This window comes from Vibrio sp. AH4, assembly GCF_030710545.1.
GTDB lineage: Bacteria > Pseudomonadota > Gammaproteobacteria > Enterobacterales > Vibrionaceae > Vibrio > Vibrio metoecus.
In genome coordinates, this window is the sequence record NZ_JALAIV010000001.1 from 648,031 (window position 1) to 669,791 (window position 21,761).

Annotated in this window: 19 protein-coding genes; 4 read left to right on the forward strand and 15 right to left on the reverse strand. The window is 47.5% G+C overall.

Annotated elements, in window-relative coordinates:
* Positions 1 to 42: 42 nt before the first annotated feature.
* The 14 genes from xds to pilM all read right to left on the reverse strand — a co-directional run bounded on the left by xds (position 43) and on the right by pilM (position 15,163).
* On the reverse strand, positions 43 to 2,652 hold the full coding sequence (gene xds, locus MKA69_RS03140; RefSeq protein WP_305847486.1) for a GlyGly-anchored extracellular endonuclease Xds: 2,610 nt from the start codon (positions 2,650 to 2,652) through the stop codon (positions 43 to 45).
* 288 nt (positions 2,653 to 2,940) lie between these two features.
* On the reverse strand, positions 2,941 to 3,705 hold the full coding sequence (locus tag MKA69_RS03145; protein ID WP_001249577.1) for an ABC transporter substrate-binding protein: 765 nt from the start codon (positions 3,703 to 3,705) through the stop codon (positions 2,941 to 2,943).
* Positions 3,706 to 3,842: 137 nt separating this feature from the next.
* Positions 3,843 to 4,859, reverse strand: coding sequence for a tryptophan--tRNA ligase (trpS, locus tag MKA69_RS03150; RefSeq protein WP_305847487.1), 1,017 nt, complete (start codon positions 4,857 to 4,859; stop codon positions 3,843 to 3,845).
* A 127-nt stretch (positions 4,860 to 4,986) separates the two neighbouring features.
* The gene (locus MKA69_RS03155; RefSeq protein WP_113590941.1) at positions 4,987 to 5,667 is read right to left on the reverse strand and encodes a phosphoglycolate phosphatase; all 681 of its coding nucleotides are present in this window, start codon (positions 5,665 to 5,667) and stop codon (positions 4,987 to 4,989) included.
* A gap of 19 nt (positions 5,668 to 5,686) precedes the next feature.
* Positions 5,687 to 6,361, reverse strand: coding sequence for a ribulose-phosphate 3-epimerase (gene rpe, locus MKA69_RS03160; RefSeq protein WP_000651336.1), 675 nt, complete (start codon positions 6,359 to 6,361; stop codon positions 5,687 to 5,689).
* A gap of 126 nt (positions 6,362 to 6,487) precedes the next feature.
* Positions 6,488 to 7,321: a Dam family site-specific DNA-(adenine-N6)-methyltransferase gene (locus MKA69_RS03165; protein WP_305847488.1), complete on the reverse strand. Its 834-nt coding sequence runs from the start codon at positions 7,319 to 7,321 to the stop codon at positions 6,488 to 6,490.
* A gap of 69 nt (positions 7,322 to 7,390) precedes the next feature.
* The gene (locus tag MKA69_RS03170; protein WP_305847489.1) at positions 7,391 to 8,869 is read right to left on the reverse strand and encodes an AAA family ATPase; all 1,479 of its coding nucleotides are present in this window, start codon (positions 8,867 to 8,869) and stop codon (positions 7,391 to 7,393) included.
* A 53-nt stretch (positions 8,870 to 8,922) separates the two neighbouring features.
* The gene (aroB, locus tag MKA69_RS03175) at positions 8,923 to 10,008 is read right to left on the reverse strand and encodes a 3-dehydroquinate synthase (RefSeq protein WP_305847490.1); all 1,086 of its coding nucleotides are present in this window, start codon (positions 10,006 to 10,008) and stop codon (positions 8,923 to 8,925) included.
* A gap of 27 nt (positions 10,009 to 10,035) precedes the next feature.
* Entirely contained in the window at positions 10,036 to 10,560 is a 525-nt protein-coding gene (aroK, locus tag MKA69_RS03180) for a shikimate kinase AroK (RefSeq protein ID WP_000818614.1), read from the reverse strand.
* Positions 10,561 to 10,746: 186 nt separating this feature from the next.
* Positions 10,747 to 12,462, reverse strand: coding sequence for a type IV pilus secretin PilQ (locus MKA69_RS03185; protein WP_055029207.1), 1,716 nt, complete (start codon positions 12,460 to 12,462; stop codon positions 10,747 to 10,749).
* A 25-nt stretch (positions 12,463 to 12,487) separates the two neighbouring features.
* Positions 12,488 to 13,006, reverse strand: a complete 519-nt coding sequence (locus MKA69_RS03190) for a pilus assembly protein PilP (RefSeq protein WP_095469632.1) — start codon at positions 13,004 to 13,006, stop codon at positions 12,488 to 12,490.
* Positions 12,996 to 13,586, reverse strand: coding sequence for a type 4a pilus biogenesis protein PilO (locus MKA69_RS03195; RefSeq protein ID WP_000135851.1), 591 nt, complete (start codon positions 13,584 to 13,586; stop codon positions 12,996 to 12,998). Before MKA69_RS03195 ends, MKA69_RS03190 begins: the two co-directional genes overlap by 11 nt.
* Positions 13,579 to 14,157, reverse strand: coding sequence for a PilN domain-containing protein (locus MKA69_RS03200; RefSeq protein WP_000903040.1), 579 nt, complete (start codon positions 14,155 to 14,157; stop codon positions 13,579 to 13,581). Before MKA69_RS03200 ends, MKA69_RS03195 begins: the two co-directional genes overlap by 8 nt.
* A complete protein-coding gene (gene pilM, locus MKA69_RS03205) occupies positions 14,147 to 15,163 on the reverse strand; it encodes a type IV pilus assembly protein PilM (protein ID WP_305847491.1) in 1,017 nt (338 codons plus the stop codon). The genes MKA69_RS03200 and pilM overlap by 11 nt, the downstream gene beginning before the upstream one ends.
* A gap of 141 nt (positions 15,164 to 15,304) precedes the next feature.
* Between pilM and MKA69_RS03210 the strand changes: the two genes are divergently transcribed.
* Positions 15,305 to 17,782 carry a penicillin-binding protein 1A gene (locus tag MKA69_RS03210; RefSeq protein WP_305847492.1) on the forward strand — a complete coding sequence of 826 codons (2,478 nt, stop codon included), beginning with the start codon at positions 15,305 to 15,307 and terminating at the stop codon, positions 17,780 to 17,782.
* A gap of 96 nt (positions 17,783 to 17,878) precedes the next feature.
* Here the strand turns inward: MKA69_RS03210 and oxyR are convergent, their stop codons facing one another.
* Positions 17,879 to 18,772, reverse strand: coding sequence for a DNA-binding transcriptional regulator OxyR (gene oxyR, locus MKA69_RS03215; protein WP_001025913.1), 894 nt, complete (start codon positions 18,770 to 18,772; stop codon positions 17,879 to 17,881).
* 139 nt (positions 18,773 to 18,911) lie between these two features.
* Between oxyR and MKA69_RS03220 the strand changes: the two genes are divergently transcribed.
* From MKA69_RS03220 to MKA69_RS03230, 3 genes are all read left to right on the forward strand, one after another.
* Positions 18,912 to 19,643, forward strand: coding sequence for a glutathione peroxidase (locus MKA69_RS03220; RefSeq protein WP_198301215.1), 732 nt, complete (start codon positions 18,912 to 18,914; stop codon positions 19,641 to 19,643).
* A gap of 67 nt (positions 19,644 to 19,710) precedes the next feature.
* Entirely contained in the window at positions 19,711 to 21,165 is a 1,455-nt protein-coding gene (locus MKA69_RS03225; protein WP_305847493.1) for a dihydrolipoyl dehydrogenase, read from the forward strand.
* 233 nt (positions 21,166 to 21,398) lie between these two features.
* Positions 21,399 to 21,653, forward strand: coding sequence for a DUF3624 domain-containing protein (locus tag MKA69_RS03230; RefSeq protein ID WP_000742073.1), 255 nt, complete (start codon positions 21,399 to 21,401; stop codon positions 21,651 to 21,653).
* The last annotated feature ends 108 nt before the right edge of the window (positions 21,654 to 21,761 follow it).

The following is a 21,761-nucleotide window of genomic DNA, read 5'->3' on the forward strand; positions in this document are numbered from 1 at the left end:
GCTAGCGCACGCTAGCCTTTTGTTTATCGATAATGCTGCTTTCTAGCGACGGCGACGCCACATTCCAAGACCGAATAGACCAAGCAATGCGCCTAAACCGAATGAACCACCGTAGATGTTAAGTTCCAATACCGCAGGATCATGATCCGACGCGCGGAACTGATCCTTGTATTTCGGCAGGTTGCCTTTGAACTCATCGTTGTAGTCAAACAAGGTCGACTCAGCACCGTTGATGTGCCAATCGGTCGCATCCACGACCTTGTGTTTGAGGCTTGGGCTAACTAACAGATGATCCAGCGCTCCGACTTCATCATTAAATGAGTAACTCCAACTGTCTGGATGTTTGATGGCAACCGCGTTGAGATAACCGTAGCTGTGTTTGATCTCTGCGCCTGCATCTCCAAACTGCTCTACACCGGCAATGTAAGTATTGCGTGCCGCGCGAATGGTTTTGCCGTATTTCTCTGGCGTATAGTTGGTCAAAACCAGCATAGGATCTTCCATGCCGTACGAGTTCATATCACCGAGAATCACTTTATGCCCATCGATTTTTGCCAACGCATCACCCAACGCTACCGCAGCGGCGACGCGGAAGTTTTCACACGCACCTTGGTAATCCAAATCTTGGCCTGCTTGTCCACCTTGCTCAACGGGCGCGGCATCTTCCCAACACGCTGAACCTTTCGATTTGAGGTGGTTGACCGCGACGGTGATTTTCTCGTTACCGCCTTTCACTTTAAAGGTTGGGGCAAGCGTATCACGCTGGTAGTTTTTGCCATCTTCAATCACTTTACCATTGGCATCTACCACCTCTGGTGCTTGCTGGCTTGGCATTGGGATGACACGATTTTGCGCCAGCTTCACCACTTTATCGCGGTAGATGACACCAGTGGTGATCACATCCGTACCGAGTGAATCGGCGGCATCGGTTTTGCCATCGCCATTCGAATCAATCGCCACAAAGCGGTAGTGTTTTTTCTTATCCGCAATTTGGCTATTGATCTGATTAACCAATTGGGCAATCGCTGAACCTTCACCAAAACCGTTGTTCTCAATTTCCATCAAACCCACGATATCGGCATCCAAGCGCACAATCGCATTCACAATCTTGGCTTGCTGCACTTCAAATTCAGCCAGATTGTTGGCACCACGGTTATCACCATGTTGGTTAGCGTCACCACCAAACGGCGAGTTGAAGTAGTTGAGTACGTTGAAAGTGGCAATGCGTAAATCACCTTCATCCATATCTGGCTTAGCTTGACGCGGCGCGTTATGCACCAAGTTTTCCGCCGAAAGGGTATTGGTCGCAATCAGGCGATATTCGTTGTAGCTGTAGCTCACAACCCCTTCGAGGCCCGAAACCGTATCATCAATTCGGATATAGTCTTCGGTTGAACCATCTTGATCGACATCGGTGCGGCCAAATGTCGGGTAATAAGGAATTTGCCCATCAGCTGCTTTGGCATCGGATTCCACAAACAAGCGGCGCTGCGCGTTATCCAGCTTCTGTTGCGAAGCTTGCTCTGAACCGGCGGGATGCTGCTGGTTTGGCTGCATATTGATGCGACCTTGCGCCAACACCATGTTGTTACGACGCGAATCATAGTCATAACCAAAGGTGCGAGTCACACGCATATCCAATTCAGGCGTGGTTTTCACCAACATGCCTTCGTAGCGCTCTAGCGTCTGGGCAAAGTGTTCATCCGAAGGCAAGATCTCGATGGCTTGCGCTTGTGGCGCAGCTTGCTGACCTTGTTTCACCCACTGATTGTTTTCCGCTTTGAGCTGCGTCAGGTTGTAATACTCCTGCACTTTGCCCTTCACGCACACCACATCGCCCGGCGCTAAGTCCGAACTGCTTTGGTTGGTAAACACAAACAGGCCTTCTGAGGTGTTCGGGTTGTAGTCATCTTCCAGCGCTTGCAGATAGAAGCCTTTAGTCAGTCCGGTCGTTACTGCACTCACCACACCTTTAACAAAGAAATCCTCATTGGTGATGTAGGGATAACCTTGGATATAGGGAGAAGTACTGCCTTCACCCTGAATTTGTTGGATGGTGGTAAAGCTTGGCTCAGCCCCATCTAGCGTACAATTGAAGGCAGTCGGTGGCGTGGTGGTATCCAGTGCGCCCAGACCATCAATATTGTCTTTGCCTTGGGTCGCCCAATCGGAAGCTTGGTAAGTGGCGCTTGGTGTCAGTTTCGTTCTAGCGAGCGTATTGTCTTTCGCAAAATCCGCCCCGCCCATATTGCCGACCACATCATGCACACTGCCATCACTATTGAGCAGCGCAATCGGATCATTGCCATTAAAGTTGACAACCGTATTGTTGGTGATATCAGCGGTCGCAAGAATCGCACTGTTGGCGCTGCCGTGGGCAAGTACCAACACATCGTGCGCTGCAATCACTTGACCATCGAGCGGTAAGGTTTTATCCCAAGTGCCGCTGCCGTTGGTCGACATCGCCAATTGGAAGCCATTCAAGCTCACGGCTTGATCGGAGGTGTTAGCAATTTCAATCGCTTTATTAAAGCTACTGCCTTCAACGTATTGAGAAATCAATACGTCGGCATACGTTGGCGCAACTAAGCCAAAGCTGATAGCCAGAGCTAAAGTCGAACGCGTTAAATTCGGGGTTGATCTCATTTCCATGATGCACCTTATCCTCCCTGCTTGATTGTCGATTGGCAAACAGGGTGTGTTGAGTCACTGTTTGTATTAAAGCAAAACCACTTTGCGCGATGAGTGTTGCTGTTTTTCATGCAACACGGAAATATTCAGCATTAATATCGAGATATTCATCTCATCAATAGAGCAAATACTTGAATGCATCGCAAAGTTTCAACAAGCAGAGTAAATAGGCTTTGCAACCATCCGATTTCAATAGGATTAACATTTCACTTCACGAGGAGAGGCAACTCTCATAGAGAAAAAATGACATTAGTGAGCAAGAGGTAAAGAGAGGTAACGGTCAAACACGGTTTGTGCATGTCCGGTTTTTTGGGCATTGAGAAAGTATTGGTTCAAGCCGTTAATCAAAGGTAAAGCATTCGGCAAGCTGCGCCGAACCTGCACATGGTACTGCTTATTTTTACCCAGCGAATGGTGGATAATTTGGCGCTGCAGCACATAAACCCCTAGCTGAATACCGCCATAAATCGGCTCAATTTCGCTGACAAACCAATCACAGCGCTCTTTTTGCAGCATATTCAGTGCTTGTTGAACCGAATTTAAGTACAACGAAGGTTCTCTTGATAAGGCAAACCGCTCATAGTTAAATCCGTTTACCCCACACAAAACCCCACTGTCTTTAGACGACTGCAAATCCTTGGGTTGTTCGGGTAAGGTGAAATACCCGAGTTGTATGGTGTAAAGCGGCACAGAAAAATAGCTGTAAGCTTCTCGTTCCGCGCGATGGCTTGCATCCCAAGTCAGGTCACAGCGGCCACTATCGTGGGCCAGCTCATGCTGAATACGCGCCCAAGGCATGAAGTTTATTTGATAATCCAGATGCTGAGCTTGTAACGCTTCCAACACCAACGTGGTGGCAGAGCCGGTTAATGATGCCACTTTCTCTTGATCTGATTCGCCTTGCCAATAGGTAAAAGGTGGCCAAACATTCATGTCCCCTACGCAAATCCGCAGCGGCTCAGCCCAAGCATTCTGCGCAACAACAATCAAAAGCCATAACCAAAGTTGTCTCATCCACCAAACTCTTCACCGTTACAATGTTGTAAAGTGTAGCCTTCAATCCTTCACGCGGGGAAATCAGCCAACCGCTTACCTGATAAAAATAAAGCTAGGAAACCTAGCTTTATTTTTATCAGGGGAAAATCGCTTGATTAAGGGCGAGCCACAAAACCAACGGCAGCGTACACTTTTTTCAAAGTTTGCAGTGCTTTGGCTGAAGCTTTTTCTGCGCCATCACGCATTACGCTGTTGAGGTATTCACGGTCATGACGAATGCGTTGGTATTCCGCCTGAACAGGCTCCAGCATGGCAACAATCGCCTCACCCACATCTTTCTTAAATGGGCCGTACATTTCCACGCCAGCGTACTGGGCTTCAATCTCAGCAAATGTTTTGCCCGTTGCGGCCGAGTAAAGTCCCATCAGGTTAGCAATGCCGGCTTTGTTTTCAACATCGTAAGCGATACGCGGTGGGGTTTCGGCGTCAGTCTGCGCTTTGTTGATCTTCTTGATGATCGATTTCGGATCTTCCAACAAGGTGATCACGTTTTTGCGGTTATCGTCTGATTTGGACATTTTCTTAGTCGCATCTTGCAGACTCATTACCCGCGCATTGACGGAAGGAATGTAAGGTTCAGGAATGGTGAAAATTGGCTGCTCTGGGCTATAGATATTGTTGAAACGGGTGGCGATATCGCGCGCCAGTTCCAGATGTTGTTTCTGGTCACTGCCCACCGGTACTTGGTGTGCGCCATACAGCAGAATATCTGCCGCCATCAGCACCGGATAACCAAACAGACCGGTATTCACATCGTTGGCGTAACGTGCCGATTTGTCTTTAAACTGGGTCATACGGCTCAGTTCACCCATTTGGGTGTAGCAGTTCAAAACCCAACCGAGTTGAGCGTGCTCAGGTACGTGTGACTGAACAAATAGCGTGCTCTTTTTCGGATCAACGCCAACCGCGAGACAGATAGCCAAAGCATCTAATGTCGCTTCATGCAGTGCTTTCGGATCTTGACGAACCGTAATCGCATGCAAATCCACAACACAGTACTGGCAGTCATAATCATCTTGCATCTGTTGCCATTGACGTAGAGCACCCAAGTAGTTACCGATACTTAGTTCACCTGACGGTTGAACACCACTCAATACAATGGGTCTGCTCATGGGTTTGATTTCCTTGTGACTGAAATTGAAATTACACAAAACAAAGTGACAAAAACCGCGCACAGAGTCGGCGCGGTTCAAGCAGTGTACTCATTAACGAGTATTTTACTAGTGTGAACGGCAACTTTTACGCCGAAACGAGCACCACTTCAAGCAGAGTACCAATGTCATCAGAAACGAAGTCTGGCTCTGCATTGGCAATCGGTTCACCGTGGTTGTAGCCATAGGTTAAACCGAAGGAATAACACCCAGCATTTTTTGCCGCCAGAATGTCGTTTTTCGAATCCCCGACCATCAACATTTGCTCAGCGTTCAACTGATGTTTCTCTAATAACCAATTCAGCGCCATCGGATCCGGCTTCTTATTCGGGAACGTATCACCGCCAATCACATCACTAAAAAAGTGCGCAATACCGTGTTGCTCTAAAACGTCTGGCACAAACTTAGAAGGCTTATTGGTCACGAGCGCCAGAATAAAGCCAGCTTGATGCAGCTCTAAAAGCGTGGTTTTAACATTAGGGTACAGGTGGCTCAGCTTGTGCCCCGTTTGTTCATAAAACTCATCAAACAGGTGACGCGCTTGAGCACGTAGCTCTGGGCTTAATTCAGGATTGATTGTTAAGCTCTGGCTGAGTGCACGCGCAATCAGTACATCGGCGCCGTTGCCGACATAATCACGCACCTGCGCTTCACTCACGGCAGGGTAACCCACCGCACGGGCCGCTTGATCCGCCGCTACCGCTAAATCCGGCACACTGTCGAGCAGCGTACCATCCAAATCAAAAGCAATTAATTTTATGGATTTCAAAACACGATCCTAAATCAGATTAAATCTTGGCTTTCGCCAGCTCAGCGCGCATCTGCTCAATCACCGCTTGGTAATCTGGCTGGCCAAAAATCGCCGAGCCTGCGACAAACATATCCGCACCCGCTTCGGCGATTTCACGGATATTGTCCACTTTCACACCACCATCAATTTCCAAACGAATTGGGCGGCCGCTTTGCTTAATACGCTCACGCACCGCGCGCAGTTTATCTAAGGTATGCGGAATGAAAGATTGTCCGCCAAAGCCTGGGTTCACCGACATCAGCAAAATCAAATCGACTTTATCCATGATGTAATCGAGATGGTGCAGAGGTGTCGCAGGATTCAGTACCACGCCCGCCTGACAGCCGCACTCTTTGATCAGTTGTAAAGTACGATCCACATGTTCTGACGCTTCGACGTGGAAAGTGATCATCGAGGCACCCGCTTTAGCAAAATCCGGAATGATGCGATCGACCGGCTTGACCATCAAATGCACATCAATCGGAGCCGTAATGCCGTAATCGCGCAGGGCTTTACAAATCGGCGCGCCAAACGTCAGGTTCGGTACGTAGTGGTTGTCCATCACATCGAAATGCACCACATCCGCGCCAGCGGCCAGTACCTTGGCAACGTCTTCACCTAAACGAGCAAAATCTGCGGAGAGAATGGATGGAGCAATGAGAAAATCTTTCATACCGACCTCATGTGGAATGGAATGCGAGCTGAACACAATGTGGCCGCCATTCTACCTAAGCTCGTGATGAGATCCTAGCGCACAGCTTGCCGCTAAGCGGTGAAATCTGCCGCTTAGCCCACAAGATCACGGATTCTTTGGAAGAGTCGGGGTGAATAACGCTAACAGTTCATCCACTTTATTGCGCCCTGCGCCATTACGACTGATCGTGCGATTGGCCTTGACCACATTGAGCTGTGCTCCGCGATACAAGCGTCGAGTGTGAGTGGTATCGTGGTTAGAGATCAGTACCGAAATCCCACGTTCCTTGGCGGTTTTCTCGGCGATATCGGCTAACGCCGCTTGATCATCTAGCGTAAAACCATTACCGGCATAAGAGGTAAAATTGGCGGTGGTCGATAGCGGTGCGTAGGGAGGATCACAATAAATCACACTATCGCTTTGCGCACGGGCAAACGTTTCACCGTAAGAGGCACAAATAAACGTCGCACGCTGCGCTTTTTCAGCAAAAAACTCGAGTTCTTGCTCTGGGAAATAGGGTTTTTTGTAGGAACCAAACGGTACATTGAACCCGCCTTTTTTGTTGTAACGGCACAGGCCGTTAAAGCCAAAGCGGTTCATATACAAGAAAGCCAACGAGCGAAACATCACATCATCGCTCTGGTTAAACTGCTTACGAATGTCGAGATAGGCTTCTTTGCGGTTATTTTCTGGCACAAACCAACGCTTAGATTCCGCAATATAATGCTGTGGTTGCACTTTCAGCAAATTGTAGAAATTGATCAGATCCGGATTGATGTCCGCCAGCAGATAGCGCTCAAAATCCGTATTCAGAAAAACCGAACCTGCGCCAACAAAAGGCTCCACGAGCTCACAAGCCTCTGGTAGATGACGTTGAATGTCTTCTACTAGGCTATATTTACCCCCAGCCCATTTCAGAAAGGCACGCTGCTTTTTCATCTACTGCTCTAATCTTTCGCCACAAAATAAGGCTGCGGAATGTAACATATTTTTCAGTGAAGCTCAGGTTTATTTCTTACGCTCAATTTCCCGCTGTACTTGGCTAAGTGATTTTGCCCAAGGGCCAAGTGCTTGTAACGGTGCAGAGAGTTTTTCTGAAGCATCGCGCGCCATTTGGATGGTCGGATAATTACCCATGGTGACAATAAACCACTCAACCTCATTGCGTTGAGTTGGGTAGATATACACTTTATTTTGCAGCTTATGCTCATCAAGAAATGCTTGAACATCCTGCATCGAATTCATGGCCGCCAACTGCAAAGTGTAACTGCGCGGCGACATGGCTTTTAGCTCATCACGCGCAAAAGAAAAACTCACCGGTTTAGACTGCGACGCTTGAGCCGGGGCTGTTTCTAGCGTCTTGGTTTTCAACTCAGTCACCGCTTGCGTTGACTCAACAACGTTATTGATCGCTGAAGTATCGGTGGCCTCTACTTTGCCTTGCAGCAAGGCATCCACAACATCAGAATTGATCACCACGCGCTTACCATCATCCTCAATACCGACACTAGCGGTAGTATCAACTACATCCGGCGGTAAAGCGGCCGTATCATCATCCGCACCACTTCCTTGACCATGAGTCGTTGAATCTGGCTCACCATTGGCAGCGCTGCCTTCTTGAGTAGGATCGCCGGCACTGGCATTTGAATTGAGTGTAGGAATCGCCGTTTGCTCACCGGTAGCACTTTCCGTGGTCTGCATCTCTTCCGGTACGGGTTTAGAGAGCAGCCACCAGTAGCCACCACCAAGTAGCAACAGCAGTAGCAACACAACCAGAGCAATATTAAACGGTGAACCGATAATCGAGCGGATCACCACCCGTTTTTCATTTTTCGTTTCCGCCAACGCCATAATTTCCCCCGGTAACGGATTCACTTTTTTATAAGCATTACGCACTTTACGCTCAAGTTGCGGATCAACATAGCGCATGACTCGATTTTCGAATAAACGATCCGCTTCCTCTTCGGAGAGCATCTCAATTTCTAAATCGACCGGTTTATGTTCTTGCCCATAACTTAGCCGCGTCAGCAAAGCATCCAGACCATTGTCTTGAGCAAACAGCACCACATTGACGTTCCAACGAGGGTTCGCTTGGGCTTCTAACACCAGCATCCACAACTCAGACACTAATGATTCGGATAGCAGATGCGCATCATCGACCACAATCGCGATATCACAGCTTTGCTCCTCAAACAGGCGAGCAAAACTCTCGGCTAATGAATCTTTCGGGTTATACAATGGCTCAGAAAAAAGCTGTGACAAGACAGTGACACGGCGTTGCTCATCATTTTGATTCGGATGACACATGAGTAACGACTGGTTTTTATCTTGTGCCCAACCCTCTAAAAAGCGCTGCGCTAGCCAAGATTTGCCCGCGCCTTGGCGACCACAAACATTCACCAAGTTAGAACCAAAGCGGGTCAGCAATTGTAGCCGCTCCAATAACTCAGTTTGTGACTCTAAATCCAGTTCATGTGCCAAACTCATTGGGCCATCCTATGACAATGGTCAAAATTCAAAATGATTTGCAACAACCTAGTTTATACCGTGCGACAGTATTCAATAGCTTGTGAGATGATCGCTTCTGGCACACCTTTCACCACTTCAGAAGTACCGATGCTAGTCGGTAACACTAAACGCAGTTCACCCGCCAAGACTTTTTTGTCGCGCATCATGTGTTGCATGAAGTCAGTGAAGGTCATGTCGTCCGGTGTGCGGATCGGCAGTTGTGCTTTTTTCAGTATAGCGACGATACGCTCAAACTGAACGTGATCGATAAGACCTTGTAACCAAGCGGTTTTTGCTGCCATCACCGTACCAGCCGCCACGGCTTCACCGTGTAGCCAGTTACCATACCCCATATGAGCTTCAATCGCATGGCCAAAGGTATGACCGAGATTGAGCAGAGCGCGGATCCCTGATTCTTTCTCGTCTTGGGCTACAACATCAGCCTTGATCTGGCAACAACGTGCAATCGCGTAAGTCAACGCTTGCTCGTCCAACGCATACAACGCATCCATGTGCTCTTCTAACCAGTAGAAAAACGCTTGGTCGTAAATGATGCCGTACTTGATCACTTCCGCCATGCCAGCGGCAAATTCGCGCGTAGGTAAAGTGGCTAGACAGTGAGTATCAATCACGACCGCTTTCGGTTGATAGAAAGCGCCAATCATGTTCTTCCCTAAGGGGTGATTGACTGCCGTTTTGCCACCAACCGATGAATCCACTTGTGATAACAGCGTGGTCGGTATCTGAATAAAATCGACGCCACGTTGATAACAAGCGGCAACAAAACCGACCAAATCGCCAATCACACCACCACCAAGAGCAAGAAGCACCACATCTCGGCTGTAATTGTGCTCAAGCAAAAAGCTCAACACGGTATTAAAGGTTTCGAGTGTTTTGTACTGTTCACCATCGGGAAGCTCAAGCAAGGCATGCTGGCAACCAATTTGATCCAGTAAAGCTGTCATCGCGGACGCGTAGAGAGGGGCGACGGTTTGATTGGTGATGATCACCACTTTCTGCTTAGCAGAAAGGGAAAGAAGGGCCGGATTGGTAAACAATCCGGCACCGATTGAGATTGGGTAGCTACGTTCACCTAAGTTGACCGTAATCCGCTCCATGGTTTTGCACTCCAATTCGAAGAAACATTACATTATGTGTTCTTCTAGCATTTTTACGATCTGGTTGGCTACCACTTTTGCACTTTGATCGTCGGTACGTACCGTGATATCGGCAATCTCTTCATACAGAGGATTACGATCTTCTGCCAATTGTTCTAACACATCGCGTGGGCAATCGGTTTGCAGTAGTGGGCGCTTTTTATCGCGATTGGTACGTGCCAATTGTTTTTCGATAGTAGTTTCAAGGTATACAACGATACCGCGAGCAGACAGTCGGTTGCGGTTCTCTTTACTAATTACTGAGCCACCACCCGTCGCCAGTACGATACCCTGTTGCTCGGTTAGATCATTAATGACGGCCTCTTCGCGCTTGCGGAAGCCTTCTTCACCTTCAACATCAAACACCCATGCGATATCCGCTCCGGTACGTTCTTCGATAACCGTATCAGAGTCGATAAACTCCATGTGCAGTTGTTGAGCTAGGTGTCTACCAATTGTGCTTTTGCCAGCGCCCATAGGGCCAACAAGGAAAATATTGCGTTTCTCAGCCATGTTCAGCAGTAATTTACAACGTTAATTCAATGACATCGCCACAAGAGTTGTTGGACATCAGCCAACCATAGGAATGCTTGTGGCACCTATTCCTCACCGATATTTCGTGATAAGACCCGAAATTATCTAGATATGGTGCCACTATTGCAACTTTAATTTTTGTTCGCTTGTTACACACACGCTAAGTTATTGAATGACCACTTTCGGCGTGACGAAAATCAACAGCTCACTTTTGCCCATTTGCTCGTACGTTCGTCTAAATAGCGCCCCCAAAACTGGCAGGTCTCCAAGCAATGGCACCTTATCCACTGAATTATTGATGCTGTGTTGGAAAATGCCACCTAAGACGACAGTTTCTCCATTATTCACTAACACTTGTGTGCCAATACGCTGAGTGTCGATCGAGACCGCTTCCCCTGTACCGGTTTTCACCGTTTCACCACGGCGGTCCTGAGTCACACTCAAATCCAACACCAGACGGTTATCAGGTGTAATTTGTGGGGTAACTTTCAAGCTCAATACCGCTTTTTTAAACGATACCGTAGAGGCCCCACTCGATGAGGACTCAAGGTACGGGATTTCAGTACCCTGTTCGATGTACGCAGGCTGTTTATTGGTCGTAATCAAACGGGGGCTAGAGATAATTTCTGCTTTCGACTCGTTTTGTAATGCGGAGAGCTCCAAATCCAACAAGGTATCGGACCCTAGCTTAGCCACTTGGAAAGCGATGGAGGAAGCGTTCGCTGATGTGGATGCCAAATTGACGTTTAAGAACTGATCGACCGGAAACTTATCGTCAGCCAAAAGCCCTTGTTGCCATAAGTTACTTTCAATACTCCCGCCGACCGAATGACTGCCATTGGTTGACATTACGCCCCAACGCACACCCAGCTCATCCAAATTACCTTCTTTGACGGTGACGATACGTGCTTCAATTTGCACTTGCTTAACCGGAATATCCAGCGATTCGATGATCTCACGGATCACGGCAATATTATCGGGTAACTCTCGGATCAACAGTGAGTTCGTACGCTCATCGATGCTGATCGAACCACGCTCAGAGAGCATGTTAACGTTACCTTCTCCCCCGATCATGGCGGCGATATCTGAAGCTTTAGCAAAATTGATTTTGATGATTTCTGATTTTAAATCACCCAGCTCTTCCGCTAAACGCGCTTTCTCTAAGGCCTGCTTTTCTCGTAAATCCAGTTCTTCTTTGGGTGCGATGAGAATAACGTTACCATCAACACGCTTATCTAAGCCCTTAACTTGCAAGATAATGTCGAGAACTTGCTGCCAAGGTACCCCATCCAAGCGTAACGTCAGGTTACCGACCACCGAGTCCGATACTACTAAGTTGAAGCCGTTATAATCGGCAATCAGCTGCAACACGTTACGCACTGGAATATCTTGGAAGTTAATTGAAATGAGCTTACCTTCTTTCTCTAGAATACTTTTCGGCTGTGGTTTTTCATCCGCTTTAAGCTTACTGATCACCACCTCCAAATATTTTCCTTTCAAGCTGTAGTCATGTTTAAACTCACCATCAATGGTCGCAATCAATTGAGTGCTGGGTTCTTTGCGGAACACTTCTATGCTTTGCACTGGCGTAGAAAAGTCCTTTACATCCAATAAGTAAAGTTTGTCATCTGCCACATCCGTTTTTAGCAGTTCAATACTCAGCCCTTCTTGGACTTTTTGAACATCCACGACAACAGAGGGGGAAGCCAACTCCACAATCAGCACTGCGGCTTTGTCTTTATTGACCCGAAAATCAATATTTTGCAGTTGATTGGTAGAAGCCGACTCCGCGCTATGCGCTACGGAAGCAGCACAAAGCACCAAACCAACCCATAAGGTCAGCCAAGCCTGTGCGACATAAGTTTTCAATCCATTTCTCATCGTTATATCTCTATACTTCAACCTATTATTTTAAAGCCAGCTTGACGTTACGCTGATTCCAACACCCTAAGCCATCAGGCAAGGTTTCATTAATTAACAAATAGTTATCATCAACACGGGTTACTTTTCCATTATTGTTACCTAGATATTGTCCTGCTTTTACTTTCACCACATTACCGGTTGGTGTTTGAACCAGCGCAGAGATGGAGCCACCGCTACTCATCACACCTTTTAAGCGCAATTGACTGAGTGGGTAATGTTCCAGAGGACCATTTTTCGCCCGAGGCATGGGCTGCCAACAGTCGGCTTTAACAACAGGTTGACTTTGCACCAAGGCTTCTCTGGGCAACACAAACGGCTCACGCGCTTTACGCTCTTGGTAAGTCGTCACTTGAAATTCCAAAATCGGCTTGAGTTTGCTGACATCCTTACGCGCATCCCGCTCAACCTGAGCGACAAACCCCACCAAATCGTCTTGGTTCGCTTTGCATCCCACCAACAGCGACATCACCATCAGTGGCAGCCAGAACCGGTTATTTTTCATCTTCCACCTCCTGCTTAAACTGATAGGTGTAGGCTTTTACCCGAAAATGCAGCGTGCTACTTTCTTGGCTAACCCGCTGCCAATCGATGTCATCGAAGTTGATAATCCGCGGTAACTTGGCGATTGCCTCGGAAAAATCTCCGATATCGTGATAATTCCCAGTCAGCTCAATATTGAGAGGAAGGCGATACAAAAACTCTTGAGCCTGACGCTCCCCCCAATCAATCCGAGTAAATGTTAGGGAATTATCCAGACCAAGTTGGTTTACCGATGCCAGCATACTGGCTAGCTCTTTTTGTACTGGTAGTTGGCGTAGTAAGAAATCGTAACGCTCATTCAATTCATCCAATTGAGCTTGGATCTGTGGTAAAGCAGCCACTTTGTTCGCTTTGATGCGTAACGTGGCTTTGACGGTTTCTTCCTCCTGCTTGAGTGCTGCGATCTCATCTTGTTTGGGCATCAGATAAAACCAGTATCCTGCGCCTTGCACCAATAGCATCAGCAGCAAGATCACCAACAATTGGGGTAACACCGGCCATTCTGCCATTTCGTCCAGTTCTAACTCTTGAAAACTAGCCATTATTCGTCCCACCTTGTGTCGAGTCTGACCTCAAGAATTGAAAGGAAACTTTAAAGCTCTGAAATTGCTTACCAAAGCGTTTGTTACCCGAGACAATTTCATGCATTTCTACGTCACTGAGCTTGGGGGATTTTTCTAAGTTGTCGAGCATGGTCGCTAAGCGAGCTGTAGAGTCACTGATCCCCGTGATCTCGATTTCATGCCCATTCATTTTGATCTTATCGACGTACACGCCTTCAGGGATCAGCAGCGGCATCTGATTCATAAAGTCCGTGGTTTTATTGCGTTTTTGCTGTAGCTGCTCAACAACATTGAGGCGAGTCAACAATGCCTTGTGTTCCTCTTCCGTCACTTTGAGTTTGGCGATTTGCTGATCCAACGAAAAGATGTGTTGTTTCAAATAACCAATCCGTTCTTGTTGTTTGGCGACCTGACCACTTAAATATTCTCCAGCACCAAACTGCATCAATACTGCCAACAGCACGCCTAAAATCACTAACCCCAAAAAGCGCCGTTTATGTGCTTCGCGCCGCTCATCTCGCCATGGCAATAAGTTAATGTTATGCAGCATGTTCACTCTCCAGCCATGCTAAACCACGCAAAGCGAGCCCTGCTGCAGTGCTAAAACGCTGACCATCAACCACTTGGCGTTTACGTTTTGAGACCTGCATTTTGAACAACGCAAAAGGATTCAGCACTTCACAAGGCAAAGATAAACGCTGGGACAACGCTTCTGGCAATCCCTCCATCGCCGCACCACCGCCTGATAGCCATAAGCCACTGAGGCCTTGTGTTCCATGCACCGACGTAAACAGTTGGATTTGACGCGCCACTTTATCCACCAACTCATTGATAAAACGCTGTGACGAGTCCTGCAACTGGGGAGGATTGAGTATGGCAGGGCTGGCAGAGTCTAAATCGACCAATCGAGTTCCTAGTGGCACATCTTTGTAAAAAGGCATTTTGTCTGGAAAGTCCAAACACAAAGAGCTTTGTGTGTGTCCAATATCAATCAGCATCCAGTCCGCACGGCGATACGCGCGGCTAGCCAACTGCCATAGATGCAACAAACTGTGCACTTGCACATCCATTAAGATCGGCTCAAAACCTGCTTTTTTACTGGCTTGTAAGCGGCTTTCAACCACTTCTTTCTTAGTGGCATAGACTTGAAACGTCGTCGTACTACTGCGTGCGAGATTTTTTTCCGCCACTTTGACGAAATCAAGGCTAAGATCTTCAACGGGAAATGGAGATTGGTGGGAAAAAGCCTGATAAATAGCGAACTCCTGCTCTCGCAGCTCAAGATCGCTATCTATTTGTAATACTTTGCTAATTACCGCGTTATCCGGGATTGCAATCGCGACTTTCTGACTAAATAGGGGTAACCCCTTTTTTAGTTCTTTGAGTTTCTTTACAATTTTCTGATAATCGAGCGTGTGATTATCGGTGAAAATATCAGCGGTAACGAGCAACTCCTCATACCCCATAAGCGCATAGGTGTCGCCCATAGGTTTGAGCACCACTGCTTTAATGCTGTGGTGGCCGATATCAATACCCGTAACTAATGATTTACCCATGAGGCTAAGCTCCAGTAAAGAGTTTCAGCTCGACATGCCTATTTCTCAGTAAATAAGCAGATGATATTTTGCGAGCTAAGGTTTTAGCCTAGAGTACAAGGGTTTGCATTAGTGCAGCCTCAACTAAACAGGGATTCTCCGGTGAAGTTCATAAAGCGTTTATTAGTATTTTCATTGATTTGCATTATTCTTGGAGTCACAACAATCTTTGGTTTCTATTTTTATGTGAAATCAGAGTTGCCAGATGTCGCCACTCTACGTGACGTCCAGTTACAAACTCCGATGCAAGTCTTCAGTCAAGATGGCAAGCTCATCGCGCAATTTGGAGAGAAGCGCCGCATTCCTCTCAAACTGGAAGAGATGCCAAAAGAGTTAATTGAAGCGGTGATTGCGACCGAGGATTCTCGCTTCTATGAGCACTACGGATTTGATCCGATTGGAATCACTCGTGCGGCATTTGCCGTAGTCGCATCAGGAAGTGCTTCTCAAGGTGCGAGTACCATTACTCAGCAGCTAGCGCGTAACTTTTTCCTCTCTAATGAGAAGAAAGTGATGCGGAAAATTAAAGAAATTTTCATTGCGATCCATATTGAAGAGCTGCTCAGCAAACAAGAAATCCTCGAACTTTACCTCAACAAAATTTACCTCGGTTACCGTTCTTATGGTGTAGGCGCAGCCGCTCAAGCCTATTTTGGTAAGGAAGTGAAGGATCTCACACTAGGCGAAATCGCACTGATTGCAGGCTTGCCGAAAGCGCCTTCCACCATGAACCCTATTTATTCGGTAGAACGTGCAACGAACCGCCGCAACGTGGTGTTACTGCGTATGCGCGATGAGAAATACATCACTCAAGCCGAATACGACGCTGCACGTGCCGAACCGGTCACCTCAAAATACCATGGTGCCGAAATTGAGCTGAACGCCCCTTATGTAGCAGAAATTGCTCGTGCTTGGATGGTCGAGCGTTATGGTGAAGAAGCCGCTTATACCTCAGGTATGAATGTCTATACCACGGTTGAATCCAAGTTACAGAAAGCCGCCAACCAAGCAGCGGTGAATAACCTACTGGCTTATGATGAACGCCATGGTTATCGCGGTGCAGAAAAAGAGCTGTGGAAAGCAAATCAGCCAGCGTGGAGCAGCTCACAACTGACGAATTACTTAAGTAATGAACCTACTTATGGCGACATGTTCCCTGCTGTTGTGCTAGAAGTTAACGATAAATCTGCACAAGTTTGGGTAAAAAGCTATGGTGAACAAACCATCGCTTGGGAAGACATGAACTGGGCGCGCCGATTTATTAATGATGATCGTCAAGGACCACAGCCCCGCAGCGCGACGGAATTTTTAGCGACAGGGCAACAAATTTGGGTTCGTCCACGCATGGGGGATAGCCCTTTGAATGGCTGGAAGCTCAGTCAAGTTCCCAATGCCAACACGGCATTTATCGCAATGAATCCCGACAATGGTGCCGTATTGGCCTTGGTGGGTGGATTCAACTTCGTACACAACAAATTTAACCGTGCAACGCAGTCAGTACGTCAAGTGGGCTCAAGTATCAAGCCGTTTATCTACTCTGCAGCCCTCAATAAAGGGATGACGTTAGCAACTTTGATCAACGATGCGCCGATCAACCAGTGGGATGAAAGCCAAGGCACTGCGTGGCGTCCGAAAAACTCACCACCGACCTATACCGGGCCAACACGCCTGAGAATTGGCTTAGCGCAATCCAAAAACGTAATGGCGGTACGTGTTCTCCGCGAAGTGGGTTTGGATGAAACTCGCGAATACTTAACTCGCTTTGGCTTTGACTTAGAGCAGCTCCCCCGCTCTGAAACCATTGCGCTAGGTGCTGGCAGTTTAACGCCAGTCAAAGTCGCACAAGGGTTTTCAGTGTTTGCCAATAATGGTTACTACGTTGAGCCGTTCTACATTAGTCGCGTTGAAGATCCGTTTGGTAAGATCGAATTTAGTGCTACGCCTAAAGTGGTTTGCCATAGCCAATGCACTTCTGAACTGAACGAATTTGCTGAACAAGATGCGGCAAGCCCGTATGCACAGAAAGTCATTTCCGAACAAAATGCGTTTTTAACTCGTGAAATGCTGTACAGCAATATTTGGGGTGGTGGCGAATGGGGTGCAGGTACTGGCTGGAATGGTACGGGCTGGCGCGCACAAGCACTCAAACGTCGTGATATCGGTGGCAAAACCGGTACCACCAACGATTCTAAAGATGCGTGGTACAACGGTTATGGCCCCGGCATTGTTGGGGTTGCTTGGGTTGGCTTTGATGATCACAGCCGCAACTTAGGTAAAACCGCGCCAAACCCAAATATCGAAGATGATGTTTCTGGTGCGGAGTCGGGTGGTAAAACCGCACTCCCAGCTTGGGTTGAGTTTATGTCACTCGCCTTAGACGGTGTTCCTGTGCAAGAGAAAGTTGTGCCAGACAATATTGTGCGTGTCCGAATTGATCGTGATTCAGGCCTTCTCACCAACAAACTAGATTCAAGTTCTATGTTCGAATATTTCGAAGCGGGTACTGAACCAACGGAATACGTCAGTGAACATGTGAATGAATCGATTTATTCATCCAGCTCAGGTGAAGAGCTGTTCTAGTTTCACGTAAATAATCACCACCGCGGAAAGCGGTGGTTTAGGGATGGAAATAAAAAGAGGCTGATAAAAAGCCTCTTTTTTTATTTTCTCTTTCGCTCAATGTGCTTGTTGCAGACGCTGTTTGATCACTGCCGCTAATTGCTCGAAACGTTGACGCAAAGGCGATCCAGGGCGATAAACCAATACGAGACGACGAGAAGGGATCGGGTTTACCGCACGCAAATAACACACACCGTCCTTCGTTTTATCTTCCGGTAGCGCCAACTCTGGAAGCAGGGTAATACCCGCCCCCGCCGCCACCATATTACGCAACGTTTCTAAACTGGTGGCTTTAAAGCGTTCATCATCTTTCGCTCCCGCCGCAAAACAAAAGCCTAACGCTTGATCGCGCAAGCAGTGACCATCTCCTAACGCGAGTACGGTTTTACCTTTCAATTCGAGCATTTCAACTTCATCGCGCTCAGCCCAAGCATGATCGCAAGGTACGGCAATACTCATCACTTCGTTATACAGCTCAATTTCTTTAAAAGGTGCCGTCTCTTCCACCGAAGCGAGCACCAAGCAATCCAGTTTGCCCTCTTCAAGCTGACGCACTAATTGGCTGGTCTGCGCTTCATGCAGATACAGCTCCAACTCAGGAAAACGTTCTTTCAGTGTTGGGATAATCCGAGGCAGCAAATACGGCCCTAAGGTCGGAATAAAGCCAATGTGCAATGGCCCTGTCATGGCTCCGGTTTGCTGATTAGCCATATCTTTAAACGTTTTCACTTCCGAAAGGATTTTCTTTGCCTGATCAACCAGTTGTAGCCCAGCTTCAGTAAACAGAACTCGGCGGCTACTGCGCTCAAGTAAAGTCGTTCCAATTTCATCTTCCAACTTACGGATCTGGCCACTCAAGGTGGGTTGGCTGACAAAGCACGCTTCTGCCGCTTTACGGAAATGCTTGTGGTCAGCTAATGCGACCAAGTATTCAAAATCACGAATGTTCATAGCTTCCCCAGATAGAATGCATCTATTAAAACCATAGCATTAAACGATTAGAGCTATCAAAGCTTTTCTTTAACAATAGCCATCAACAATGAAACACATCCTATTGATTTAAAATTAAATTTCACAAATAAGGAACACAATGTTTACATCTAAAGAAGGTCAAACTATTCCACAGGTTACTTTTCCTACTCGCCAAGGTGACGCTTGGGTCAATGTGACTACCGATGAACTGTTCAAAGGCAAAACCGTTATCGTGTTTAGCTTGCCGGGTGCCTTTACTCCAACATGTTCATCCACTCATCTGCCGCGCTACAACGAGCTGTTTCCTGTCTTTAAAGAACATGGTGTCGACAGCATTCTGTGCGTATCGGTGAACGATACTTTCGTGATGAATGCTTGGAAAGATGACCAAAACGCCGACAACATCACCTTCATTCCTGATGGTAATGGTGAATTTACCGATGGCATGGGCATGCTGGTAGATAAAAATGATCTTGGCTTTGGTAAACGCTCATGGCGCTACAGCATGCTGGTTAAAAACGGCGTCGTAGAAAAAATGTTTATCGAACCGAATGAGCCGGGCGACCCGTTCAAAGTATCGGACGCAGATACCATGCTCAAATACATTGCCCCTCAATACAAGGTGCAAGAATCAGTGACCATTTTCACTAAGCCAGGTTGCCCTTATTGCGCCAAGGCGAAACAAGCATTGATTGATGCCGGTCTACAGTATGAAGAGCTGATTTTAGGTAAAGACGCCACCACCGTGAGCCTGCGCGCTGTTTCTGGCCGCACCACGGTGCCACAAGTGTTTATCGGTGGTAAGCACATTGGTGGTAGCGATGACTTAGAAGTCTACCTAAATCAATAAGCTCCGAAGGCTCCCGCTAGGGAGCCTCACTCTCCTGCAGACCAATAAAACCGATTGAGGAACCATAATGAAACAGATTCACGTTGACGTCGCCATTATCGGCGGTGGCACAGCTGGCCTTGGCGCTTATCGTGCAGCGAAAGCTTACACTCAGAATGTGGTGATGATTGAAGGCGGCCCTTACGGCACCACCTGCGCGCGTGTGGGTTGTATGCCCTCCAAACTGCTGATTGCTGCCGCAGAAAGCGTACACCAAATTGAAAAAGCGCCCGGCTTTGGAGTTTACCCACAAGGTGAAATTGTCATTAATGGTCGTGAAGTGATGGATCGCGTCAAACGCGAACGTGATCGCTTTGTCGGTTTTGTACTGGAAGGGGTGGATTCCATTCCAGAGCAAGACAAGATTGCAGGCTACGCGAAGTTTATTGATAACCATACGCTGCAAGTCGATGATCACACTCGCATTCATGCCAAGCGTGTAGTTATTGCAACAGGCTCACGTCCTGCTTATCCAGCAGTATGGAATGAACTCGGTGATCGCCTTGTAGTCAACGATGATGTATTTGAGTGGGACGATCTTCCACAAGCGGTCGCTGTGTTTGGTCCGGGTGTGATCGGTTTAGAACTTGGCCAATCCCTACATCGTTTAGGGGTGAAAGTGAAAGTGTTTGGCTTAGGCGGCCAAGTGGGACCACTCACTGATCCTGAAGTCATGGCTTACGCGAATCGTGCTTTCCAACAAGAATTTTATCTTGATGCAGACGTGAAAGTCGAAAGCATGAAACGTATCGCTGGTGATAAAGTGGAAATCCAATTTATCAACCAGCAAGGTGAGCTAGAAACCTTCATCGTAGATTATGTGCTTGCCGCAACAGGCCGTCGTCCTAACGTTGACAAATTGGCTCTGGAAAATACCAACGTGACGCTCGATGAGCGTGGTATCCCCAAAGCAGATCACTACACATTGCAAACCTCGGTACCGTCGATCTTTATTGCAGGCGATGCCAGCAACCAGATCCCGCTGCTACATGAAGCCGCAGATCAAGGACGCATTGCCGGCGATAACGCAGGCCGCTTCCCTGATATTCGTGCTGGTTTGCGCCGCTCGCCAATTTCTGCGGTGTTTTCGGACCCACAAATCGCTATGGTCGGGGAAACCTATAAACAATTGACTCAGCGTCTGGGTAACTGTGGCTGTTTTGCGGTAGGTGAAGTGTCGTTTGAAAACCAAGGCCGTTCACGCGTGATGCTGCGCAACAAAGGCTTGCTGCATGTGTATGGCGAGCAAGGTACTGGCCGTTTCCTTGGCGCGGAGATGATGGGACCGAATGCTGAGCATTTAGCACACTTGCTGGCTTGGGCGCACCAAAACCAGATGACCATTTCTCAGATGCTCGATATGCCTTTCTACCATCCGGTGATTGAGGAAGGAGTACGCACTGCTCTGCGTGATCTAAACGCGAAGCTACACTTAGGTCCTGAGATGATCAAACATTGTTTGGATTGTGGTCCGGGCTGTTAATTTCCCGCGCACTCAGAATCGATTCTTTCGGTAAAAATGCCAAAGCCTGAGGTCAACCTCAGGCTTTTTGGATTAGATTGCATTTGCCGTTGAATTCATTCACTTCTAACTTTCCTTAACTCTGCACTCAGGCTTCGGCATCATACTTGCGCTGAGTTATACTCCTTGATGTTTTAGCAACTCGGTGTTGTTCACCGACTGACAATCACATCTTTTGGCTTAAGGTGAAGCGTATGGCTTGTGGAGAGTGCAGCGAACATTGGTTTTGGAAAAAAATTGGCCGCTGTCAACGCTGTATGGATCAACTCACGGTGTTATCCGTGCTTGCCTGGATCGTTTGGTTTTGGGGGTTTAAGGATGATCCAACGAGCATTGAATCGATCACTCTGATCTTCGCCGGTTTTGCTTTTAACGGTTTACTTTTTCTGCATTTATGGATGAAGTACGTGATCTTACCTTGGCGAAAACGGCAAGGAAAAGAGGACTAAAGCAGCACCAAGCGTCTTTGCTAAGGCTTCTGTACTACTTCAATGCTATAGGAAAGAAAAAAGCCCTAAACCTAGTACAGATTTAGGGCCTTCTTAGAGTCTTCTAAG

What these genes read in the sequence shown, in the direction of transcription:
- xds (WP_305847486.1), bottom strand. Translation starts at nt 2,652, where the DNA reads ATGGAAATGAGATCAACCCCGAATTTAACGCGTTCGACTTTAGCTCTG.
- MKA69_RS03145 (WP_001249577.1), bottom strand. Translation starts at nt 3,705, where the DNA reads ATGAGACAACTTTGGTTATGGCTTTTGATTGTTGTTGCGCAGAATGCT.
- trpS (WP_305847487.1), bottom strand. Translation starts at nt 4,859, where the DNA reads ATGAGCAGACCCATTGTATTGAGTGGTGTTCAACCGTCAGGTGAACTA.
- rpe (WP_000651336.1), bottom strand. Translation starts at nt 6,361, where the DNA reads ATGAAAGATTTTCTCATTGCTCCATCCATTCTCTCCGCAGATTTTGCT.
- MKA69_RS03165 (WP_305847488.1), bottom strand. Translation starts at nt 7,321, where the DNA reads ATGAAAAAGCAGCGTGCCTTTCTGAAATGGGCTGGGGGTAAATATAGC.
- MKA69_RS03170 (WP_305847489.1), bottom strand. Translation starts at nt 8,869, where the DNA reads ATGAGTTTGGCACATGAACTGGATTTAGAGTCACAAACTGAGTTATTG.
- aroB (WP_305847490.1), bottom strand. Translation starts at nt 10,008, where the DNA reads ATGGAGCGGATTACGGTCAACTTAGGTGAACGTAGCTACCCAATCTCA.
- aroK (WP_000818614.1), bottom strand. Translation starts at nt 10,560, where the DNA reads ATGGCTGAGAAACGCAATATTTTCCTTGTTGGCCCTATGGGCGCTGGC.
- MKA69_RS03185 (WP_055029207.1), bottom strand. Translation starts at nt 12,462, where the DNA reads ATGAGAAATGGATTGAAAACTTATGTCGCACAGGCTTGGCTGACCTTA.
- MKA69_RS03190 (WP_095469632.1), bottom strand. Translation starts at nt 13,006, where the DNA reads ATGAAAAATAACCGGTTCTGGCTGCCACTGATGGTGATGTCGCTGTTG.
- MKA69_RS03195 (WP_000135851.1), bottom strand. Translation starts at nt 13,586, where the DNA reads ATGGCTAGTTTTCAAGAGTTAGAACTGGACGAAATGGCAGAATGGCCG.
- MKA69_RS03200 (WP_000903040.1), bottom strand. Translation starts at nt 14,157, where the DNA reads ATGCTGCATAACATTAACTTATTGCCATGGCGAGATGAGCGGCGCGAA.
- pilM (WP_305847491.1), bottom strand. Translation starts at nt 15,163, where the DNA reads ATGGGTAAATCATTAGTTACGGGTATTGATATCGGCCACCACAGCATT.
- oxyR (WP_001025913.1), bottom strand. Translation starts at nt 18,772, where the DNA reads ATGAACATTCGTGATTTTGAATACTTGGTCGCATTAGCTGACCACAAG.
- MKA69_RS03220 (WP_198301215.1), top strand. Translation starts at nt 18,912, where the DNA reads ATGTTTACATCTAAAGAAGGTCAAACTATTCCACAGGTTACTTTTCCT.
- MKA69_RS03225 (WP_305847493.1), top strand. Translation starts at nt 19,711, where the DNA reads ATGAAACAGATTCACGTTGACGTCGCCATTATCGGCGGTGGCACAGCT.
- MKA69_RS03230 (WP_000742073.1), top strand. Translation starts at nt 21,399, where the DNA reads ATGGCTTGTGGAGAGTGCAGCGAACATTGGTTTTGGAAAAAAATTGGC.